Annotated in this window: 17 protein-coding genes and 1 tRNA gene; 2 read left to right on the forward strand and 16 right to left on the reverse strand. The window is 73.0% G+C overall.

Annotated elements, in window-relative coordinates; genetic code table 11:
• The 13 genes from AC5FZL_RS07460 to AC5FZL_RS07520 all read right to left on the reverse strand — a co-directional run.
• On the reverse strand, window positions 1–1,001 hold a 1,001-nt coding region (locus AC5FZL_RS07460; protein ID WP_493617937.1), incomplete at its 3' end, for a dihydroxyacetone kinase family protein.
• Window positions 1,002–1,008: 7 nt separating this feature from the next.
• Window positions 1,009–1,914 carry an NAD(P)-dependent oxidoreductase gene (locus AC5FZL_RS07465; protein ID WP_493617938.1) on the reverse strand — a complete coding sequence of 302 codons (906 nt, stop codon included), beginning with the start codon at window positions 1,912–1,914 and terminating at the stop codon, window positions 1,009–1,011.
• 23 nt (window positions 1,915–1,937) lie between these two features.
• Window positions 1,938–2,888 (reverse strand): sugar phosphate isomerase/epimerase family protein, encoded by a 951-nt coding sequence (locus AC5FZL_RS07470; protein WP_493617939.1) that lies wholly within the window; start codon window positions 2,886–2,888, stop codon window positions 1,938–1,940.
• A gap of 83 nt (window positions 2,889–2,971) precedes the next feature.
• Window positions 2,972–4,150, reverse strand: a complete 1,179-nt coding sequence (locus tag AC5FZL_RS07475; protein WP_493617940.1) for an MFS transporter — start codon at window positions 4,148–4,150, stop codon at window positions 2,972–2,974.
• Complete coding sequence (locus AC5FZL_RS07480; protein WP_493617941.1) at window positions 4,147–5,472, reverse strand: APC family permease; 1,326 nt, start codon at window positions 5,470–5,472, stop codon at window positions 4,147–4,149. Before AC5FZL_RS07480 ends, AC5FZL_RS07475 begins: the two co-directional genes overlap by 4 nt.
• 106 nt (window positions 5,473–5,578) lie before the next feature.
• A complete protein-coding gene (gene lsrF / locus AC5FZL_RS07485) occupies window positions 5,579–6,463 on the reverse strand; it encodes a 3-hydroxy-5-phosphonooxypentane-2,4-dione thiolase (protein ID WP_493617942.1) in 885 nt (294 codons plus the stop codon).
• A gap of 31 nt (window positions 6,464–6,494) precedes the next feature.
• Entirely contained in the window at window positions 6,495–6,881 is a 387-nt protein-coding gene (locus AC5FZL_RS07490; RefSeq protein ID WP_493617943.1) for a cupin domain-containing protein, read from the reverse strand.
• Window positions 6,882–6,908: 27 nt separating this feature from the next.
• Complete coding sequence (locus AC5FZL_RS07495; protein ID WP_493617944.1) at window positions 6,909–8,957, reverse strand: bifunctional aldolase/short-chain dehydrogenase; 2,049 nt, start codon at window positions 8,955–8,957, stop codon at window positions 6,909–6,911.
• An 8-nt stretch (window positions 8,958–8,965) separates the two neighbouring features.
• Complete coding sequence (locus AC5FZL_RS07500; RefSeq protein WP_493617945.1) at window positions 8,966–9,526, reverse strand: SIS domain-containing protein; 561 nt, start codon at window positions 9,524–9,526, stop codon at window positions 8,966–8,968.
• The gene (locus AC5FZL_RS07505; RefSeq protein ID WP_493617946.1) at window positions 9,523–10,581 is read right to left on the reverse strand and encodes an ABC transporter permease; all 1,059 of its coding nucleotides are present in this window, start codon (window positions 10,579–10,581) and stop codon (window positions 9,523–9,525) included. Before AC5FZL_RS07505 ends, AC5FZL_RS07500 begins: the two co-directional genes overlap by 4 nt.
• A gap of 19 nt (window positions 10,582–10,600) precedes the next feature.
• Window positions 10,601–11,629 carry an ABC transporter permease gene (locus AC5FZL_RS07510; protein WP_493617947.1) on the reverse strand — a complete coding sequence of 343 codons (1,029 nt, stop codon included), beginning with the start codon at window positions 11,627–11,629 and terminating at the stop codon, window positions 10,601–10,603.
• The gene (locus AC5FZL_RS07515; protein WP_493617948.1) at window positions 11,626–13,182 is read right to left on the reverse strand and encodes a sugar ABC transporter ATP-binding protein; all 1,557 of its coding nucleotides are present in this window, start codon (window positions 13,180–13,182) and stop codon (window positions 11,626–11,628) included. The genes AC5FZL_RS07510 and AC5FZL_RS07515 overlap by 4 nt, the downstream gene beginning before the upstream one ends.
• A 152-nt stretch (window positions 13,183–13,334) precedes the next feature.
• Window positions 13,335–14,393 carry a substrate-binding domain-containing protein gene (locus AC5FZL_RS07520; RefSeq protein ID WP_493617949.1) on the reverse strand — a complete coding sequence of 353 codons (1,059 nt, stop codon included), beginning with the start codon at window positions 14,391–14,393 and terminating at the stop codon, window positions 13,335–13,337.
• A gap of 327 nt (window positions 14,394–14,720) precedes the next feature.
• Here AC5FZL_RS07520 and AC5FZL_RS07525 point away from each other — a divergent pair, with 327 nt between their 5' ends.
• Together AC5FZL_RS07525 and AC5FZL_RS07530 are read left to right on the forward strand one after the other, a co-directional pair.
• Window positions 14,721–15,668, forward strand: coding sequence for a carbohydrate kinase family protein (locus tag AC5FZL_RS07525; protein ID WP_493617950.1), 948 nt, complete (start codon window positions 14,721–14,723; stop codon window positions 15,666–15,668).
• Between the two features lie 59 nt (window positions 15,669–15,727).
• Window positions 15,728–16,534 carry a DeoR/GlpR family DNA-binding transcription regulator gene (locus AC5FZL_RS07530; protein ID WP_493617951.1) on the forward strand — a complete coding sequence of 269 codons (807 nt, stop codon included), beginning with the start codon at window positions 15,728–15,730 and terminating at the stop codon, window positions 16,532–16,534.
• 92 nt (window positions 16,535–16,626) lie between these two features.
• On the opposite strand, the gene AC5FZL_RS07535 is transcribed toward AC5FZL_RS07530, so the two are convergent.
• From AC5FZL_RS07535 to AC5FZL_RS07545, 3 genes are all read right to left on the reverse strand, one after another.
• Window positions 16,627–16,703: transfer RNA gene (locus tag AC5FZL_RS07535), tRNA-Met, on the reverse strand.
• Between the two features lie 53 nt (window positions 16,704–16,756).
• Window positions 16,757–19,804, reverse strand: coding sequence for a UPF0182 family membrane protein (locus AC5FZL_RS07540; protein ID WP_493617952.1), 3,048 nt, complete (start codon window positions 19,802–19,804; stop codon window positions 16,757–16,759).
• A 143-nt stretch (window positions 19,805–19,947) separates the two neighbouring features.
• Window positions 19,948–21,026, reverse strand: a 1,079-nt coding sequence (locus AC5FZL_RS07545; protein WP_493617953.1) for a YlbL family protein, incomplete at its 5' end; no start/stop codon positions are given.

Raw genomic sequence — 21,026 nt, forward strand, 5'->3', positions numbered from 1 at the left:
GCGACGGCGGCGCCCTTGCGGTAGGCCGGGGTGTCCGCCGCGGCGGTCCACCAGCGCTCGAGGTCGTCGTCCAGCCACATGAGGGTCAGCGAGCAGCCGGCCATGTCGAGGCTGGTGACCAGCTCGCCGACCTCGGGCTCGACGACCTCCAGGCCCCGCTCGCGCAGCAGCCGCGCGGCCGTGCCCCAGACGACGAACAGCTCCTCGTACTTGGTGCGGCCCAGGCCGTTGAGGATCGCCGCCACGCGGGTGCCGCCGCCCTCCGGGGCGTCGTCGAGCACGCCGTCGACGAGCACCTGCGCCAGCTCGGCAGCGGTGGGCATCGGCTCGTCGGCGATGCCGGGCTCGCCGTGGATGCCGAGGCCGAGGCCCATGTGCCCGTCCGGGACGGTGAACAGGGGCTCGCTCGCCCCCGGCATGGTGCAGCCGTCGAAGGCGACGCCGAGGCTGCGCGTGCGGTCGTTGGCGTGGCGGGCGGCGCGCTCGACGCCGTCCAGGTCCAACCCCTCCTCCGCGGCGGCCGAGGCGGCCTTGAAGACCGTGAAGTCACCGGCGATCCCCCGGCGCTTGGCCCGCTCGGACGCCGGGGCGCTGGCGACGTCGTCGGTGACGGCGACGTAGCGGGCGCCGATGCCCTCGGCCTCCAGCTGCTCGACGGCGAGGCCGAAGTTCATGACGTCGCCGGCGTAGTTGCCGGTGGTCAGGAGCACCCCGGCGCCGCTGTCGGCGGCGCGCGCGACCGAGGCCGCGTCGGCGGCCGAGGGCGAGGTGAAGACGTTGCCCACCACCGCGCCGTCGGCGAAGCCGGGACCGACCACGCCGCAGAAGGCGGGGTAGTGCCCCGAGCCGCCGCCGACGACCACGGCGACCTTGCCGGGGCGCGTGGCGGTGGCGCGCACCACGCCCCCGGGGACGCCGAGGACGCGGCCGGCGTGGGCGTCGAGGAACCCGGCGAGGGCGTCCTCGGTGAAGCGGGCGGGGTCGTCGACCAGGCGCGTCATCGCGGCCTCAGCCCTTCTGGGCCAGAGCGGTGACCAGGGCCGAGTCGTCCTCGGCCGACAGGCCCAGGGCCTGCGCGACCAGGTACAGCTGCTCGGCGGCGCCGGCCACCGGAGCGGCCGACCCGGCGCCGCGCACGAGGTCGTGGACGATGCCCATGTCCTTGGAGATGACGTCGATCCGCGAGCGCAGCTCGGGGGTCTGCCCCCTCAGCTGCTGGGCCATCCGCGGGCCGCGGTCGGCGAGCATGAAGGAGGCGGCGGCGCCGGCGCCGAGCACCTCGATCGTCGTGTCGAGGTCCAGGCCCAGGCGGTGGGCCAGGGTCAGGGCCTCGGCCGCCGCGGCCGTGTGGATGCCGCACAGCAGCTGGTTGACGGTCTTCATCGTCTGCCCGTCGCCGGGGTTCGGGCCGACCTCCACGACGCGGCTGGCCAGCAGGTCGAGCACCGGGCGGGAGCGCTCGACGACGTCGGGGGCCGCCCCGACCATGATCAGCAGGTCGCCGGCGCCGGCCCGCACCGCGCCGCCGCTGACCGGGGCGTCGAGCAGGTCGACGCCGGTCTCGGCGAGGCGGCGAGCGGCCTCGCGCGCCACCTCGGTGCCCACGGTGGAGGTCAGGACGACGACCGAGCCGGCCCGCAGCGAGCTGGCCGCGCCCTGGGGCGAGAACAGGGCGGCGTCCAGCTGCTCGGCGTTGCGCACGCCGATCAGCGCCAGGTCGGCGCCCTCGCAGGCCTGCGCGGGCGTGGTGGCCGCGGTGGCCCCGCCGGCGACGGCGAGCTCGGTGCGCTCGGCGAAGACGTCGAAGGCGACCACGGGCAGCGCGCTGGCCAGGCGGGTGGCCATGGGCAGGCCCATGGCGCCCAGCCCGAGGACGGCCACGACGGGACGGGCGGGGGTGGGGGTCTCGGTCACGGGGGGTCTCCTGGAGGGCGGGGTCAGCGAGCGGTGAGGTGCTCGCCGGTGGCGACGGCGAGGAGCTTGCGCAGGTAGTCGCGGTTGGAGGCCATGACCGAGAGGCCGTCGCCGCCGTACTGCTCGACGCAGAAGGCGCCGTCGAAGCCGAGCTGCACGGCCAGCCGGACCGCCGAGCGGTAGTCCATCGAGCCGGACTCCATCGGCGCCGGCGCGGAGAGGATGACGCCGGTCGTGGAGTCCTCGAGCCGGAAGTAGTTCTTCACGTGCCAGTAGTTGGTGTGCGGCAGGCACGCGGCGATGGCCTCGCCGAAGGGCTCGACCTGGCGGTGCAGGCGGAAGAGGTTGCCCAGGTCGGGGTTGAGGCCGACGGAGTCGTGCGCGATGTCCGTGACGAGCCGCACGGCCGAGGCGGCGGTGCCGATGAGGGTGTCCTCGTACATCTCCAGGGACACCTGCAGGCCCAGCTGCGCCGCGTGGTCGCCGAGCTCGCGGATCCGGCTGACCGCGGTGGCCCAGGTCTCGTCGTCGAAGGAGTCCTCCGGGCCCTGCACGGTCCAGAACCACAGCGCCTCGCGCTGCGCGGGCAGCAGCGGGCGGTGCAGCCCGAAGCTGACCACCGAGCAGCCCAGCCGGGCGGCGGCCTCGAGGGAGCGGTGGCTGTAGGCGAGGTTGTCCTCGCCGGTCTCGGGGTCGATGACGCTGCGCCGGATCACCGACATCGCCTCGGGCACGAGCGCGCGCTGGCGCAGGACGTCGGCCAGCTCGTCGAGGCGCGAGGCCTCGAGGTCGCCGCAGCGCACCCACGAGTCGGTGAGGTCGACCTCGGTGAAGCCCTCGAAGGCCACCTCGGCCAGCGCCGCCGACCAGGCCTCGGCGGGGGCGTCGGTGCTGGCCGGGAAGGGGAGCATCGCCGCGGTGATCGGCCAGGTGGCTGCGGTGCGGCGCGCGGGCGCCTCGGACGTCGTCGTCACAGTCGTGCCTTCTTCCTCGAAGATCGTGCCCCGAGTCAACTCCGCTCCGGGGCCCGAGGACAACCCGGGAGCGTGCGGCGCCCTCAGGCCGTGGCCGGACGGCGCACCACGGCCACCAGCGCGGCGAGCGCCAGCAGCGCGACGCAGCCGGCGAAGACCACCCCGGCCGTGAGCAGCCCGGCCGCCTGGGAGAGCGCCCCGACGCCCACGACGGGCAGCGATATCCCCACGTAGAGCACGACGAACAGCGTCGAGGTGACCTCGCCGCGCCGCGCCGCCGGGGCGGCGCGGGCGACCGAGGCGATGCCGGCCCGGAAGCTCGTGCCGTGACCGATCCCCAGCACGACCGTGGCGAGGAGGAACAGCGGCAGCGAGGCGCGCTCCAGCGCGACGACGAGCATGCCCATCCCCACCACGAGCGCCGCGCAGCCCAGCGGCAGCGCGGCGCGGGTGGAGAGGTCGAGCGTGGCGGCCTGCGCCGCGACCGAGGCGGCGAAGACCAGCGCGGTCACCGCTCCCGCAGCGGCCAGGCCGCGCACGCCGAGGATCTCGGCGAGGAAGCGCGGCTCCAGCGCCGTGTAGACGCCGAAGGTCGCGAACCCCGCGAAGCCGCTGAGGGCGGCCGGGACGAACGCCGCCCGCACCTCCTCCGGCACCGCCGGCCGCAGCGTGCGCCACCGCGGGCGCTCGGCCAGCGGGGCGGTGACCGTCTCCGGCTGGCGCAGGGTCAGCGCCCCGGCGACGAGCAGCAGGCCCAGGTGCACGAGGTAGGGCGTGGCCAGGGGCCTCGGCGCGCTCTGCGCCAGGACGCCGGCCAGCAGCGGCCCGCTGCCCAGGCCGAGGATGTTGGCGGCGGTGGCCAGCAGGCTCGCCGAGCGCGCCCGGGCCGCCGGCGCCAGCTCGACCAGCGCCGTCGTGGCCGTGCCGGTGAACAGCCCGGCGGACAGCCCCGAGAGCAGCCGCCCGGTGAAGAGGGTCTCCAGGCCGACGGGCAGGAGGAAGACCGCCGCGCTCAGCGCCGAGCAGGCCAGGCCGACCACGAGCACCGGACGGCGTCCGAACCGGTCCGAAGACTGCCCCGCCAGGACCAGCGCGGCGATCACCCCCACCGCGTAGGTGGCGAAGATCGTCGTCTGGGTGGTCGCGGAGAAGCCCAGCCGGTCCTGGTAGAGCCCGTACAGCGGGGTCGGCAGGGTGGTGCCCATCATCGTCACGGCGAAGACGTAGGCCGCCGCCGCGACGCGCCAGCGCCAGCCGCTCATGCGCTGACGGCCCTCCTCCGGCGTCCGGCCACCGCGTACAGGGCCAGGCCGACGAGCAGCAGGACGCCGGTCTTCCACCACACCGCCCAGTCCTGGACCTGGACGACCAGGAGCGCGCAGCTGGCCAGCGCGAGCACCGGCACGACGGTGGGCGCCCGGAAGTGGTCGTGCTCGACCCGGTCGCGGCGCAGGACCAGCACCGCGAGGTTGGTGCTGATGAAGACGAAGAGCAGCAGCAGCACGACCGTCTGGGCCAGCTGCTCCAGCGTGCCGGTGAGGGTCAGCAGCATCGCCGCGGCCGTGGTCACGAGGATGGCGACCCAGGGGGTGCGCCGGCCGGACAGCACCTTGCCGAGCACCGCGGGCATGAGGCCCTGCTCGGACATCCCGTAGAGCAGCCGGCTCGCCATGATCATGGTGAGCAGCGCCCCGTTGGCGACCGCGATCAGCGCGACGAGGGAGAACAGCCAGTCCGGGACGCCGGCCCCGGAGGCCCGCACGACCTCCAGGAGCGGGCCGGAGGAGTCCGCGAGCTCCTCGGGGGCCAGGACGGTGGAGGCGGCCAGGCCGACCAGCAGGTAGATGAGCCCGGCGGTGAGCAGTGCCCCGAAGAGCGCGCGCGGGTAGACGCGGCGGACGTCGCGGACCTCCTCCGCGACGTTGGCGGAGGTCTCGAAGCCGACGAAGGAGTAGTAGGCGATGACCACGCCGGCGAGCACCGCCGAGCCGGTCGACACCCCGTCGGGCAGCTCCAGCACCCGGCCCGGGTCGCCGTCGCCGCGGCCGAGGACGACCGCGCCCAGGACGATGACGAGCACCAGGCCGGAGACCTCGATGATCGTCATCCCGACGTTGGCGACGAGCGACTCCTTGACCCCGCGCGCGTTGATCGCCGCGACCAGGGCGAGGAAGAGCACCGCGACGGCCGTGGCGGGGACGCCGTCCACGAGGGCGCCGAGGTAGTCGCCGGAGAACGCCAGCGCCAGGCCCGCGGCGCTGGTCACCCCCGCGGCGAGCATGCAGAAGCCGACGAGGAAGGAGACGACGGGCGTGCGGTACGCCCGCTCGGCGAAGACCGCCGCGCCGCCGGCCCTCGGGTACTTGGTGACGAGCTCGGCGTAGGAGGCGGCGGTGAGCAGGGCCATGAGCAGGGCCACGACCAGGGGCGCCCACACCGCCCCGCCGACCTCGCCGGCGATCTCGCCCGTGAGCGCGTAGACCCCGGCGCCCAGCACGTCACCGAGGATGAACAGGTACAGCAGCGGGCCGGTGATGCCCCGCTTGAGCTGGGTGTCGGGATCGGGTGGCGCCTGGACGGACATGGGCATGATCGTCCGGGCGCTCCCCCGACCCAGCAACCGGGCGCTGCGCCCGTCGGGTGGCGCCCGGTCGCGGGCGGCGGAGCGCACCGCCGCCCGCGACCGCTGCTCAGTCGGCCGCGCCGCCGGAGAGCTCGCGGTAGACCTCGAGGGCGTCGGTGGGGGACTCGCCTCCGTGGACGACGGCGCGCACGGCCTGGACCATCGCTGCCGGGGCCTGGCGCTGGAAGATGTTGCGTCCCATGTCCACGCCCGCTGCGCCCTGGTCGATGGCCTGCCAGGCCATGGTCAGGGCCTCGGAGACCGGGAGCTTCTTGCCGCCGGCCATGATGATCGGGACCGGGCAGGCGGCGGTGACCTGCTCGAAGCCCTCCTCGCAGTAGTAGGTCTTGACGACCTGCGCGCCGAGCTCGGCGATGATCCGGGTGGCCAGGCCCAGGTAGCGGGCGTCGCGGGTGAGCTCGCGGCCGACGGCGGTGACGCCCAGGACGGGCATCCCGTAGCGCAGGCCCTGGTCGACCAGGGTGGTCATGTTCGTCACCGACTGGGTCTCGTGCTCTCCGCCGACGAAGACCTGGACGGCCACGGCCGCGGCGTCGATGCGCAGCGCGTCCTCGGTGTTCATCGCGATCCGCTCGTCGGAGAGGTCCTTGAGGATCGAGGGCCCGCCGGAGGCGCGCAGGACCAGGGCGTTGTCGCTGCCGGCCGGGACGAGGGAGCGGATGATCCCGCGGGTGGCCATGAGGGCGTCGACGTGCGGGGCCAGGGGGACCACGTTGAGGTCGACGCGCTCGAGGCCGGAGGTCGGTCCCTGGAAGTAGCCGTGGTCGAACGCGAGCATCACGGTGCGCCCGTCCTCGGCGAAGATCCGGGCGAGGCGGTGGCGCATGCCGAAGTCGAGCTGCGCTGCGCCCTTGACGTGGAAGCCGGGCGTCTGCTGGGGCCGGTCCAGCCCGTAGTCCTTGGCGCTGATGTTGCCGTCGAGGTCAGCCACTGCCGTGGTCCTCCTGTGTCGGTGGGATGGGTCAGGTCGTGGGGGCGGCGCGCTGCGGGACGCGCTCGCCCGGCTGCCAGGGCAGGGTGACGGTGTCACCGGGGCTGGCGGGGGACTTGATGAACAGGCAGCGGAACGGGGCCCCGGACTCGTTCACGAGGTAGTGCATCTCCCCCGGCTCGCAGCGGTAGACGTCACCGACGCGCATCGTGTGCCGCTCGACGCAGTCCACCCACAGCGTGCACTCGCCCTCGGTCACCACGAACGACTCGTCGCAGCGGTCGTGCAGGTGGTTGTCCATGGCGTCGCCCGCGCGCAGCAGCAGGACGCCGATGTCGCTCGAGGGGCCCTGCAGCAGGTACGCGGGCCCCCACTCGCCGTACCGGGGCTGGGCCTGCTCGGCGCTGCTGTGCTTCACGGTGTCTCCTCCATCAGGTCGTGGGCGTCAGATGACGCGCTCGTTCCCGCCGTCGATGGGCACCTGGGCGCCCGTGGTGCACTCGAAGGTCTCGTCGGCCATCGTCCGCACCAGCCGGGCCACGGCCCTGCTGGTGACCTCGGTGCGCAGCAGGTTGCGGCGCTTGTACTCGTCGACGGTCATCCCGTAGTGCTCGGCCCGGGCGGACAGCAGCTCCGGGGTCCACAGGGCCGTGTCGAACACCGCGTCGGGGTGGACCATGTTGACCCGGATGCCGTCGCCGGCCCACTCCAGCGCGGCGACCCGCGAGAGCTGGGTGATGGCGGCCTTGGACGCCGAGTACGCCGCCGCGCCCGGGCCCGGGGCCTTGACGTTCTTCGAGGCCACCACCACCACGCGGCCTCCGCCCACCGCCTCCTTGAGCAGGGGGTGCGCCAGGCCGTAGAGCTCGGCGACGGCGTCGACGTTGATGCTCATGGTGCGCCGCCACACCGCCATGTCGAGCTCGTCCAGGTGCTGGGCCTTGGGGAAGACGCCCGCGGAGACGACGAGGACGTCCAGGCCGCCGAACGCCTCGACGCCGGCGGCCAGCGCGTCGCGCTGCGCCTGCGCGTCCGTCACGTCGACGACGAGGCCCAGCCACTCGGAGGAGTCGAAGGCGTCGACCACCGAGGGCGCCACGTCCCAGCCGACGACGGTGGCGCCGGACGCGATGAGCTCGGCGGCGCACGCGCGGCCGATGCCGGACGCCGCGCCCGTCACCAGTGCGACCTTGCCGGCGAGGGGACGCGCCGGGTCGGCCCGCTGCAGCTTCTCCTGCTGCGGCGCCCAGTACTCGAGGTCGAAGACGTGCTCGCTGGACGCGGGCCGGTAGCCGCCGAGCGCCTCGGAGGCGCTGACGGCGGCCATCGTGTGCCGCGCGATGTCCTCCACGACCCCCGCCTCAGCGGCGTTGCGACCGGCCGAGAGCAGCCCCAGCCGGGGGTCGAGCACCACGCGGGGGGCCGCGTCGCGCGAGTCGGCGGCGAGCCCGTGCCGCTCCGCGTGCTCAGCGAAGTAGGCCCGGTGGGCTGCGGCGTAGGCCTCGACGTCCTGCCCGACGAGGGGCGTGCGCCGGGTCCAGATGACGTGGTCGGGGGTCAGCGGGCCCCGGGTCGCGGCGTCGAGGTGCGCCGCGTCGGCGATGAAGGCGCGCACCCCGTCGTCGGCGCGCCGGCGCACGACGAGCGGTGTCCCGGCCACCTCGCACAGGCGCCTGCGCAGCCGGGCCACCTCCACCGGCTCCACCGGCTCCTCCAGCGCCGGAGGGGCGGCGGGTCGCGACGCCGGCGCGGCCGCGGCGGGCTCGCCGGGGTGCGCGTCGGCGCGGGCCACGAGGTCGAGGTGCCGGGTCAGCGCCTCCTCGGGGGTGGAGCCGACGGTGAAGAGGCCGTGGTTGAGCACGACCAGCCCGTGGATCTCGTCCTGCCGGTCGGCGGCGGCGCCCCACGCCGCCTGGCACGCGGCCGCCAGCTCGGGCCCGGGCATGGCGTAGTCCACGACGAGCACCCGGGGGCCCAGGACGTCGGTGACCAGCCGGGCGCCGTCCGGGGTGTTGGTCAGCGCGAGGATCGCGTCGGCGTGGGAGTGCAGCACGGCGACGTGCGGGAGCAGGGCGTGCACGAGCGACTCGACCGACGGGTCGGGGGCGCGGTGGTCGAGGAGGGCGCACCGCAGCTCGCCCGCGAGGTCGGCGTCGTCCAGGGGGGTGGGTGGGAGCAGCTCGCGCACCCGGTCCAGCCGCAGCGGGGCGAACCCCGCGCGGTCGATGCGGCCCAGGTCGTGGCCGCTGCCCTTGACCAGCAGGGCCATCCGCTCCGAGCCGGTCACGTCCCGCCAGGGCACCTTGACCGAGGTGTTGCCGCCGCCGTGCAGCACGAGGCGGGGGTCGGAGCCGAGGGCCCGCGACGCGTCGACGAGCTGGTCGAGCAGCGCCTCGCCCTCGGGGCGCAGCGCGGGGGGTCTCGTGGTCCTGGCGCTCGTGCGGGGAGCCCTCCGGTCACCGGGCGGTGCAGGAGCGTCGTGGGTCTGCGTCATGGAGCCCCCTACTCGAAGTTGCGGTGACGGGCGACCAGGTCTGCGGACGTGAGCCCGCGACGCTCGAGCAGGTCGAGGACGAGCAGGTCCAGCAGCAGCCCCGTCGCCTGCTCGAAGAGGCTGCCCATCGGCTGCACGGAGGGCACCAGGTCGCCCGTGCCGCGGTAGACCGCGGCGGGGACGACGAGCACGTGGTCGGCGGCCCGGGGCGTGGCGGCGTCCGGCACGCCGGTGACGACGACGGTGGTGGCCCCGGTCTCCCGGATCTCGCCGAAGGCGTGGTCGAGGTGCCCGATCGCCCCCGAGCCGCTGACCATCACCAGCACGTCGTCCGCCGTGACGGCGGGAGTGGTGTCGTCCCACCCCCAGTGCACGGTCAGGCCCAGGTGCACGAGCCGCATCGCGAAGCCCCGCGCCGCCAGGCCCTCGCGGCCGACCCCGAGCACGAACACCCGCTGCGCCGTGGTGAGGACGTCGAGCACGGCGTCCACCTGCCGCTCGTCCACCCGCTCGAGCGTGCGGCGCAGCTCCTCGAGCACCGTGGCGCCGTGGCGGTCCAGGACGCTCATGCGGTGACCCGCGCCGCTCCGGCCTGGACGTTCAGCGTCGGGTCGCCGGGGTCGCGCGGAGCCGGACGGGTGCGCCCGCCGCGCAGGTTCACCAGGTGGTTGATGATCACGACCGCGAGGAGCATCGCGCCCCAGATGAAGGTCTTCAGGTAGGGGTCCAGCTGCATGATCGTGAAGGCGCTCTGCAGCGACTGCAGCAGGACGATGCCGAGCAGCAGGCTGGTCACCCGGCCGCGCCCGCCGAAGGGGTTGAAGCCGGCGAGGACCACCACGAGGATCGCCTGCAGCAGGTAGGACTCCCCGTAGCCCACGCGCGCGGAGTTGACCCGCGACGTCATGATCACCGCGGCGAGGCCGACGATGGCGCCGATCAGGAGGTACGTGACGATGACGAGGCGCTCGTTGCGCACGCCGGCGAACCGCAGGGCGACGTTGTTCTCGCCGTAGAGGTAGACGCGCCGGCCGGTGCGGGTGCGGTTCAGCACGAAGGCCACGAGCACGTACGCCAGGCACATGAGCACGAAGATCAGCGGCACCTGGGCCACGGTGATGATCCCGAGGTCGGAGAACTGGTCCACGGCCACCGGCACGGACTGGCCGTTCGTCACGGCCATGCCGACGCCGGTGAAGAGGATGTAGGTGCCCAGCGTCGCGAGGATCGGGGGGATGGAGACCTTCGCGACGAGCAGGCCGTTGAGCAGCCCGCAGGCCATGCCGGTCGCGATCATCGCCACCACCGCGACGAGCATCACGACCGAGCCGTTCGAGTCGGTGAGCGCGATGACCTCCCCGGAGAGGATCTTCGCGCCGACGATGCCCGAGAGGACGGCGGCCGCGACGATCGAGAGGTCGATCCCGCCGGTGAGCATGGCCAGGCCCATGGCCAGGGCCAGCAGGCCGAACTCCGAGACCTGCGTCGCCATCGACTGCAGGTTGTTCTGGGACAGGAAGCGGTCGCCCAGGAGCAGGACCATGGCGACGAGGACGACGAGCGTCAGCGCGCCGAGGATGGTCGTGCTGCGCTCGCGGGCGAGCAGGGAACGGACACCGGGCATCGTGGGGCTCCTGTTCGGCTCAGCTGGCCGTGAAGACGAGGTTGCGGCGGTCGGCGAGCCTCTGGCGGCGGTACATGACCGAGAGGCTCAGGAGCAGGACCGCGCCGAAGAACAGGTCGTTCCACGACGAGGACAGCCCGAGGAAGACGAGCGTGGTGTCGAAGAGCTGGACGACGGCCACCCCCAGGACCGTGCCGAGCACGGTGCCCTCGCCGCCCGTGAGCTTCGCTCCCCCGATGACGACCGCAGCGATGATCATCAGCTCCTCGCCGATCAGCGAGGTCGGGTTCACGTACTTGAGGTTGGCGAAGTAGACGATCCCCATCAGGCCCGCCAGGGCGCCCATGTACGCGTACACGAAGAGCTTCGTCAGGAGGATGTTGATGCCGAGGCGCGAGGCCGACTCCTCGTTGGAGCCGATCGCGAACACGGCCCGGCCGAGCATCGTGCGGTAGAGGACGAACCAGGTCAGCACGAGCACCGCGATGACGATCGGCAGGAAGATGGTGAGGCCGTACCGCCCCGTTCCGCTGTCGACCGTGATCAGGTCGTCGGTGCCGAACGCCACCAGGGCGGCCGGCATCTCGGTCGCCGGGTAGGACTTGGTGCCGAAGACCACCGCCATGAGCCCGTGGTAGACGCTCATCGTGGCGAGCGTGACGATCAGCGTGGGCAGCCTGAGGAAGTGGATCAGCACGGCGTTCACGGCGCCGAGCACGACGCCGATCACCGCCGAGAGCAGCAGGGCGAGCAGGACGCTGTCGATGCCCAGCCTGAGCACCGTCAGGACCGAGAGGTAGCCCGAGACGATGGCCACGGCGGTGAAGGAGACGTCGATCCCGCCGGAGATCAGGACCACCAGCACGCCGATCGCGAGCAGCATGGTCCCGGCGCCGCTGCGGACCATGTCGAACAGGGTCTCGGGCGAGAAGAACAGCGGGTTCTTGATCGTGACGATCGCGACGTAGGCCACGAGGATGGCGCTGAGGTACTTCTCCATCGGCGTCGCTCGGCGGTGCATGACCGCCTGGAAGGGCGTGGTCGTCATCGGGAGGCTCCTTCGGCGGTGGCGAGCGGGCCGGCGCTGGCCGGGTCGGCGATGATCTCGGCCAGGTGCTCCTTGAAGCCCGGCGCGCGGCGGTCGGCCTCGCCGAACCGCGCGATGACGTCGCCCTCGTGCATGACGATCACGCTGTTGCAGTTCGCGATGATCTCCTCGGGCTCGTCGGAGATGAGCACGACGCCCATGCCGCGGCTCGCGAGCTGGTGGACGCGGTCGTAGATCTCCGACTTGGAGCCGATGTCGATGCCCACGGTCGGGCTGTCGAGGATGAACACCCGCGGCTCGGTGGCGATCCACTTGCCGATGACGACCTTCTGGGCGTTGCCGCCGGAGAGGTTGCCGACGACGGCGTCGACGTTCTTGTTGTTGACGCCCATCACCTCGACGGTCTCCTGGGCCAGCCGCCGCTCCGCGCGGGGGTCGAGCGTCCGCCACCGGCTGAGCAGGCGGTCCAGGCGGGTCGAGGAGACGTTGTGGGAGATCGCGTGGCCGTTGAACAGCGCCTGGACCTTGCGGTCCTCCGGCAGGAGCGCGATGCCGAGGTCGATGGCGTCCCACGGCTCGCGGATCTTCACCGGGCGGCCCTCGACGCGGATGGTGCCGCTGTCGGGCCGGTTCAGGCCGAAGAGGCTCAGCGCCAGCTCGGTGCGGCCGGCGCCCAGCAGTCCGGTGATGCCGACGATGTCGCCGGGCCGCACCGCGAAGGACACGTCGCGGTAGTGGCCGGCCTTGGTGAGGCCCTCGAGCTCCAGGAGCGGGGCCGCCGTGGCGTCCTCCGGCCGGGGCGCCCTGTCGTAGGGCCGGTGCAGGATCTCCCGCCCCGTCATGTGGTAGCTGAGGGAGGCCTCGTCCAGGTCCGCGGCGGCGAAGTCGCCGACCTTGCGACCGTCTCGGAAGATCGTGATCGAGTCGGCGATCTGGAAGACCTCGTCGAGCTTGTGGCTGATGAAGACGATGGACAGCCCTCTGCTCTTGAGGTCGAGCACGATGGCGAGCAGCCGGGCGACCTCCTTGGTGGTCAGCGCCGTCGTCGGCTCGTCCATGAAGAGGATCCGGGCGTCCATGGCCAGGGCGCGCGCGATCGCCACCAGCTGCTTGTTGGCGACCGACAGCGAGCCCACGGGCGCGTCGAGGGACAGGTCCACGCCCATCCGCTGCAGCTGCTCGCCCGCGATGGCGCGCATCTGGCTCCACCTCACGTACTTCGCCCCGTGGTGCAGCAGCACGTTCATGGCGATGTTCTCCGCCACGCTGAGGTGGTCGAACAGCGACAGGTCCTGGTAGATGACCTGGACGCCGTTCGTGATCGCCTCGCGCGGGTCGTGGTGGTCCAGGCGCTGCCCGGCCACGGTCACGGTGCCCTCGGAGGGGACGTACACCCCCGAGACGATCTTGACGAAGGTGGACTTGCCGCTGCCGTTCTCGCCGGCCAGGCAGCGGATCTCGCCCTCGCCGATGGTGAGGTCGATGCCGTCGAGGGCGCGGACCTCCCCGAAGGAGATCGAGAGGTTCTCGGCGATGAGGATCGGGTCGCCCATGGGAGCTCTTTCGCTGGAGGGGGCCCTGTGCGGGCAGCACCCGAGAAGAGGAGGGGGACGGGGGGTGCTCTCGGACGACCAGGGCCGTCCGAGAGCACCCGCGTCTCACCGGCCGGCCCGCACGGGGGCGTGCCGGCCGGTGAGGGCGTGGGTCAGAACGGGTACTTCCCGCCGGGGAACTGGCCCTTCTCGAGCATGAGGATCGCGTCGCCGACCACGAGCCCGCCGTCGACCGTGACGGCCTCGTAGCCCTCCTGGCCGAGGTCCATCCCGGTCTCCACCGGCTGGTCCTTGAGGATGGCCAGCGCGATGGCGTTGCCGGCGTAGCCCGCCGCGGCCGGGTCCCAGGCCTGGGCCGAGTACATCCAGCCCTCCTCGAGGTACGGACCGGCCACCGACGGCAGGGACAGCCCCGACATGCAGACGTCCTTGTTGTTCTTCTCCTTCAGCACCGCGGCCATGTTGGAGTTGGCCGAGACCGAGCCGTTGACGTAGCCGTCGAGGTCCGGGTAGGCCCGGAGGATCTCGAGGGCGTTCTCGCGGGCGGTGGCGTCGTCGTTGCCGTCCTCGTAGGGCTGGTCCGTCAGCGGCGTGATGTTCGGGTACTTCTCCTTGAGGTACTCGACGCCGGCGTTGTACCAGGCCATGTGCGTCTCGGAGGTGAGCGAGCCCACCATGCCGACGAACTGGCCCTCGCCGCCCATGCACTCGGCGAGCTTCTCGAACATCTGCTGGCCGAAGACGGCGTTGTCGAACGCCTCCATGTCGTAGTCGACGGCCTCGGTGCCGGCGAGGGTGGGCGCCTCGTGGGTCACCACGACGATGCCCCGCTCACGGGCCTTCTCCAGCGCGGGCGCCACGGCCTGGGGGTTGTTGGGCACGACGACGATGGCGTCGACGTCCTGGGCGATGAGGTCCTCGATGATCTGGACTTGCTTGGCGGCGTCCTCGGTGTCCGGGCCGATCTGCCAGGCCTCGACCTCGTCGGAGTGGTCCTCATTGAACGTCTCGACGCCGTTGGCCATGGCCTCGAACCAGGAGATGCCCTCGACCTTGGGGACCGTGGCGATCTGGAAGGTCCCGTCATCCCCACCGGAGCCACCGCCTCCGCCCGAGGAGGCCGCGTCGTTCGTGGTGCCGCACGCGGCCAGGAGGCCGAGCGCGGCCACGCCGGCGAAGCCGGCGAGAGCCTTGCGGGGGCGAAGCGTCATGCGTGTTCTCCTTTGAACCAGTACGCACGTGGACTCGTGAACGTCACGGTATCTAACATCCCCACGCCAGGGAAGAGCCTCGTCGCCGGCGTCGCCGAGGGCATCGCCCCACGTCGGGGCCCGTTTTTCCGCTTCGCCCCCACCGGCTCCCACTGTTATGTTGTTGTTATCTTCTGGTGCTGACCGGAGCGGCTCGTGGCTGGTAACGTCCGCGCCCACCCTGCGGGCGGAACCAGAGTCGGTCTGCTGAGGCCGTGCACCGTCTCCCCCCGCCGGGCGACGCCCCGCACCGGCCGGACCACGCAGGCGGCCGGAAGGACCAGCGTGATGACCCGAGTCGTCTCCTTCGGAGCCCACATCGCCGACGCCCTCGGCTGGCCCTTCACCGCCGTGCCCCAGGGCCAGCAGCTCGCCTTCCTCGAGAAGATCAAGTTCACCGTCGCGGGCACGGCCGCGGCACCGTCCATCAACCTGGCGAAGCTCGGCGTCGACGTCACCACGGTCGGTCGCATCGGCGACGACGCCATCGGCGAGTTCGTCCGGACGACGATGGCCGGCTACGGCGTGGACGTGGCGCACCTCAAGGTCGATCAGGACCTCCAGACCTCCTCGAGCCTGCTGCCGATCAGGCAGGACGGCTCCCGCCCGGCGCTGCACGTGATCGGCGCGAACGCCGGCCTCAGCGAGGACGACGTGCCGTGGGACGTGGTCGCCCAGGCCGAGGTCTTCCACCTGGGCGGGGCGTTCATCCTCCCCGGCATCGACGGGGCGCCCATGGCCCGCATCCTCGAGCGGGTCAAGGACGCGGGCCTGACCGTGACCATGGACTTCCTCATGAGCCCGCGCGCGGACGCCGCCGAGCTGATCGGACCGTCCCTGCCCTTCGTCGACTACCTGATGCCCAACATCGAGGAGGCCGGCTGGCTCGCCGGCACCGAGGACCGCGGGGAGATCATCGCCTGGCTGCACGAGCGCGGCGTCGGCTGCACCGTCCTCACCCTCGGGGGCGAGGGCGTGAGCATCGCGCCGCGCGGGGAGCCGGAGACGGTCCTGCCCGCCTACGCCGTCGACGTCGTCGACACCACGGGCTGCGGCGACGCCTTCACGTCCGGCTTCATCTCGGGCCTGCTGTCCGGCCTCGACGTCGCGCAGGCGGCCGAGCGCGGCCTGGCGTGCGGCAGCCTCGTGGCGACCGGGCTCGGCTCCGACGCGGGGATCGTCGACCTCGCCCAGGTCGAGGCCTTCCGCACCTCGAACGCGCGCGTGGGCCTCTGAGACCATCGGGCTGCACGAACGGACAGACGGACGGACGGATCCCAGAGACGGTGAGACCAGTGGCAGCTGAGCCCGGCCGGGGCGACGTCCCCGCACCAGCCCGCCCGCGCACGAAGGCGGCCCGGCACGAGCACATCGCCACCGAGGTCAACCGCCACGGGTTCGTCAACGTCGACGACCTCGCCGAGACCCTCCGGGTCAGCCGGATGACCGTGCACCGCGACCTGGACGAGCTGCAGTCGCTCGGTGCCCTGCGCAAGGTCCGGGGCGGGGCGTCGGCGCAGCGCTCGACCCAGTACGAGAGCGACCTGCAGTTCCGCCTGAAGACGGCGGTCGGCGAGAAGCGGCGGATCGCCCGGGCCGCGGTCGAGCTCGCGAGCGACGGCGAGGTCGCGATCATCGACGACTCCACCTCCGCGCTCGCGCTCATCCCCCACCTCGCCGAGCGCAGCTCCATGACGGTGATCACGAACTTCCTCCCCGCCATGGACGCGCTGAAGCACCACCCGCACCTGGACCTCATCGCCCTGGGCGGCCAGTACGTGTCGCGGCACTCCGCCTTCCTGGGGATGCTCTGCGAGCAGAACCTCGACGGCCTGTACGCCGACGTGCTCTTCACCTCGACCTCGTCGGTGCAGGGCACCGTCCTCTACCACCAGGACCACCGCCTGGTGACGATCAAGCGCAAGATGATCGCCGCAGCCGGTCGCCGGGTCCTCCTGCTCGACCACACGAAGGTCGGTCACGGAGCGCTCTACCGGCTCTGCGACGTCGAGGAGTTCACCCACGTGGTCGTCGACGACCACGTCGACGACCGCGTCGTCAAGGAGATCGAGGAGCGGGGACCCCAGGTCATCGTCGCCTGACCCGCCCGCCGGCGTCCGGCACGGCTGGTCGCGCCGCGGCCGTGGCCGGGGATGCACGAAGGCCCGGGACCAGTGGTCCCGGGCCTTCGCCGTGGTAGCGGGGGCAGGATTTGAACCTGCGGCCTCTGGGTTATGAGCCCAGCGAGCTACCGAGCTGCTCCACCCCGCGTCGGTGAGATGAACACTACGCGACCGACGCGGGGTGGGCAAATCGGGGTCGGCTCAGCCCTCGGCACCCGCGTCGGCACCCGCGTCGGCACCCGCGTCGGCGCCCGCCCCAGCGGTGCTCCCGCCGGCGGCCTCGGCCGCCAGCGCCCGCTGGAGCGCGGCCGCCAGCCGGTCCTGGGCCTCGCCGTAGGCGCCGAAGTCGCCGGCCGCCAGCGCCGCCTGCCCGTCGAGCAGCGCCTGGTTCGCCTCCTGCAGCGCCGCGGCGAGGTCGCCGTCAGCCGGCGCGGTCGGCGCCGGAGCGCCCTCCTCGGGGGTCCCGCCGTCTGCGGGCGGGGTCTCCGCGTCGGTGCCCGGGTCGGTGTCGCCGCCGCCGGCGCCGGCGTCACCGGCGGTGGCCCCGGAGTCGCCGCCGAAGACCTGGTCGAGCGCCTCGTCGAGGGTCTCGGCGAAGCCGATCTCCCCGCCGAAGCTCACGAGCACCCGGCGCAGCAGCGGGTAGGACGTGCTGCCCGAGCTCTGCACGTACACCGGCTGGACGTAGAGCACGCCCCCGCCGACGGGCAGGGTCAGCAGGTTGCCGTTGAGCACCTGCGTGCTGCCCTGGCGCAGCAGGTTCAGCTGCTGGGAGACCACCGGGCTGGAGTTGAACTCGTTCTGCACCTGGCCGGGGCCGTTGACGTTGGCGTCCGTGGGCACCTCGAGCAGCCGCAGGGTGCCGTAGCCCTCGCGGCGCTGGCCCGCCTCGCTGCCGGCGTCGGCGTCCACCGCGAGGAAGCCGGTGAGCACGTTGCGGACGTTGCCCTGCTGGGCGATCGGGATGTACGTCGACGTCAGGGAGAACGCCGGCTCCTCCTGGCCCGGCATCTGCAGCGTGAGGTAGTACGGCGGCTGGTTCTGCGCCGTCGCCTCGTTGCCGCCGGTCGGGTCGTCCGGCACCTGCCAGAAGCCCTGGCGGCTGTAGAAGGAGCCCGCCTCGGTGACGTGGTAGTTCGCCAGCACCTGGCGCTGGACCTTGAACAGGTCTTCGGGGTAGCGCAGGTGCGACATGAGGTCGCCGTCGATCGCCGACAGCGGCTGCACGGCGTCCGGGAAGACCTTCATCCAGCTCGCGAGGACCGGGTCCTCCTCGTCCCAGGCGTAGAGGGCGACCTCGCCGCTGTAGGCGTCGACCGTGGCCTTGACCGAGTTGCGGATGTAGTTGACCTCACGGGCCGGCAGCGCCACGACGGCCCCGTTGGCCGCCGTGACGGTGTCGCGGGTGGCGCTCTCCAGCTCCTGCGACTGGGCGTAGGGGTAGGCCGAGGAGGTCGTGTAGCCGTCGACGATCCACACCACGCGCCCGTCGACCACGGCGGGGTACGGGTCGCCGTCGAGGGTGAGGAACGGGGCCACCTTCGCCACGCGCTCGCGGGGGTTGCGGTCGTAGAGGATCTGCGACTCGGCGTTGACCTCGTTCGACAGGAGGATGTTCGCGTCGCCGAACTTGATCGCGTAGAGCAGCCGGGTGAGGTAGTTGCCGATCCCCGGGCCGCCGTCGCCGTCGTAGGTGTTGCGCACCTCGCCGCTGGGCTCGTCGTCGTCGGGGTAGTCGAGCTCGCGCGGCGCCGTGCCCTCGGGGGCGCCGACGATGGAGAACTCCGGCGCCTGCTCCCCGAAGTAGATGCGCGGCTCCTCGACCCCGAGCACCCCCTGGCTGGGGATGCCCTGCTGGAGGAACGACGGCTGGCCGTTGGCGCCGCGCTGGTTGCCCGCCGCGGCGACCACGCCGTAGCCGTGGGTGTAGTTGATGTGCCGGTTGACCCAGCTGTTGGACGGCAGCCCGCGCTGGTTGAGCTCGCGGACGGCGATCACGGTGTCCTGGCTCTGGCCGTCGATCGTGTAGCGGTCGACGTCGAGGGAGTCGGGGAAGCCGTAGAAGGCACGGTTCTGCTGCAGCTGGCGGAAGGTGGGGCTGACGATCGCCGGGTCGACCAGCCGGATGCTGGCCGTGGTGTCGGCGTCCTCGCGCAGCGCGCCCGCCGAGCCGGTGGTCTCGGGCGTGTAGACCTGCTCCTCGACCCCCTCGACGCCGAACGCCGCCTGCGTGGCGTCGATGTTGCGCTGGATGTACGGCGCCTCGCGGCTGGCCTCGCTCGGCGTGACCTGGAAGCGCTGGACGGCGGCCGGGTAGATCCCCGCGCCGACCACGGCGCACACCACGAGCAGGGCCACGCCCGACAGCGGCAGGCGCCAGTTGCCGTTGAACGCGGCGGTGAAGAACAGCAGCGCGCACAGCACCGCGATGACGGCGAGGATGCCCCGGGCCGGGATGACCGCGTTGACGTCGGTGTAGGTCGCGCCGTCGAGGGCGGTGCCGCTCGTCGTGGTGCCGCGGTTGGTCAGGGCCGAGTAGCGGTCGAGCCAGTACGAGGCGGCCTGGAGCAGGATCAGCGCCCCGCCCAGGACGGCCAGGTGGATGCGCGCGGCGCGCGTGGTGCGCGGGCCGGGCCCCTGCAGGCGCACGCCGCCGTAGAGGTAGTGCGTGGCGAGCCCGGCCAGCCCCGACAGCAGCACGACGGCGATGAGCAGCCCGACGAGGAAGCGCAGGAACGGCAGGGTGAAGACGAAGAAGCCGATGTCCATGCCGAACTCGGGGTCGCGCTGGCCGAACGGCGTCCGGTTCAGCCACAGGAGCACGGTCTGCCAGGCGCCCGCCGCGGCCGAGCCGGCGAAGAGGCCGAGCAGCGCCGGCAGCGCCACGAGCACGATCCGGCGCAGCGGCTCGAGGCTCTCGCGGTAGCGGTCGAGGTTCTGGGCGGCCTCGGAGACCGGCGCGTAGAGCGGGCGGCTGCGGTAGGCCAGGGACAGGCTCGCCGCCACCCCGCCGGCCATGAGGGCGCCGGCGGCCAGGAAGAGCAGGGCCTGGGTGATCAGGCGGGTGCTGTAGACCTCCCCGAAGCCGAGCTGGCGGAACCACAGCACCTCGGTGCCCACCCGCGAGAGCAGGGTGATGACCGCGAGGACGGCGGCGACGACCACGAGGGTCGGGATGAGGACGCGCCGCCGCCGCTGGGCCGCCGCGGCCGGTCGTCGGGGTGGGCGGGGCTGTGCTGGGGAACTCACCGGTGCTCACCTGCGGGGCTAGTGCGGAGGGGCTGGGCCCCCGGATGGTCGCACGCCCTGCTGACAGCGCGGTGCGGCAGACCACGACAGCATCCGTCATAGGTCAAGAGATGGCAAAGTCGCTGGTGGGAGGCCCGTTCCGGTCAGTCCGAGCAGGTCGGCAGGCCCTCGCCACCGCCGCCGGCGACGGCCTCCACCGCCTCCCGCGCCTCGTGCAGCGTCTCGACCGGCACCACCTGCAGCCCCGCGGGCACGTGACCGACCACGTCGTCGCAGTTGCCCGCGGGGGCCAGGAACAGCGAGGCCCCGGCGGCCCGCGCGCCGGCCATCTTCTGCGCGATGCCGCCGATGGTGCCGACCTGGCCCGAGGCGTCGATGGTGCCCGTGCCGGCCACCGACTCCCCGCCGGTCAGCGCCCCGGGGGTGAGCACGTCGAGCACGCCGAGGGCGAAGACCATGCCCGCGCTGGGGCCCCCGATCCGGTCGACCTGGATCCGCACGTCCACCGGGAAGTCGAAGACCGGGTCGACGAGGACGCCGAGCTGCACCGCGCCGCCGGGACCCGGGGAGGTCGGGACGGACACCTCCTGCGGCTGCCCGTCGCGCACCAGGGCGACCAGCACGGGCTCGCCCGCGCTCCCCCGCTGCAGCACCGACCGCAGCGCGGCGAGGTCGGGCACCGCGGTGCCGCCCACGCCGGTGATGACGTCGCCCTCCTCGACCAGCCCCTCGGCCCGCGAGCCCTCGCTGAGCGCCGCCACGGTCAGGGTGGTGGGCACCGCGATGCCGAGCTCGGCCAGGGCCGCCGCGGTGGCGTTCTCCTGCGAGGTGGTCATGTCGGCGGCGTCGCGCTCGGCGACCTGCTCCGAGGTGGCCCCGACGGGGAAGACGACCTCCTCCGGCAGCGCCACGCGGGTGGGGTCGAGCCAGGCGCGCACGACCTGCGGGAGGCTCACGCCGGTGCCCGGGCCGCCGGTGATGCGCACCGTCGTCAGCGCCAGGGACCCCTCGGTGGGGTAGGTGGGGGCGCCGGAGACCTCGATCAGCGGCACGCCGTCCACCTCGCCCAGGGTGTCGCGCACCGGGCCGGGGCTCTCCACCGCGTAGGGCACGGGCAGCAGGGCCAGCAGCGAGAGCAGCAGGACGGCGCAGCCGCCGCAGACCAGCGCCGCCACCGTGCGCGGCTGCGGGGCGGTCGAGCCCGGGTCGAGGGCGCTCACGG

This window comes from Quadrisphaera sp. DVD1 (genome assembly GCF_058932755.1).

Coding starts and splice junctions, on each gene's coding strand:
- AC5FZL_RS07505 (WP_493617946.1), bottom strand. CDS start 10,581: ATGCCCGGTGTCCGTTCCCTGCTCGCCCGCGAGCGCAGCACGACCATC.
- AC5FZL_RS07515 (WP_493617948.1), bottom strand. CDS start 13,182: ATGGGCGACCCGATCCTCATCGCCGAGAACCTCTCGATCTCCTTCGGG.
- AC5FZL_RS07520 (WP_493617949.1), bottom strand. CDS start 14,393: ATGACGCTTCGCCCCCGCAAGGCTCTCGCCGGCTTCGCCGGCGTGGCC.
- AC5FZL_RS07525 (WP_493617950.1), top strand. CDS start 14,721: ATGACCCGAGTCGTCTCCTTCGGAGCCCACATCGCCGACGCCCTCGGC.
- AC5FZL_RS07480 (WP_493617941.1), bottom strand. CDS start 5,472: ATGTCCGTCCAGGCGCCACCCGATCCCGACACCCAGCTCAAGCGGGGC.
- AC5FZL_RS07475 (WP_493617940.1), bottom strand. CDS start 4,150: ATGAGCGGCTGGCGCTGGCGCGTCGCGGCGGCGGCCTACGTCTTCGCC.
- AC5FZL_RS07500 (WP_493617945.1), bottom strand. CDS start 9,526: ATGAGCGTCCTGGACCGCCACGGCGCCACGGTGCTCGAGGAGCTGCGC.
- AC5FZL_RS07495 (WP_493617944.1), bottom strand. CDS start 8,957: ATGACGCAGACCCACGACGCTCCTGCACCGCCCGGTGACCGGAGGGCT.
- AC5FZL_RS07510 (WP_493617947.1), bottom strand. CDS start 11,629: ATGACGACCACGCCCTTCCAGGCGGTCATGCACCGCCGAGCGACGCCG.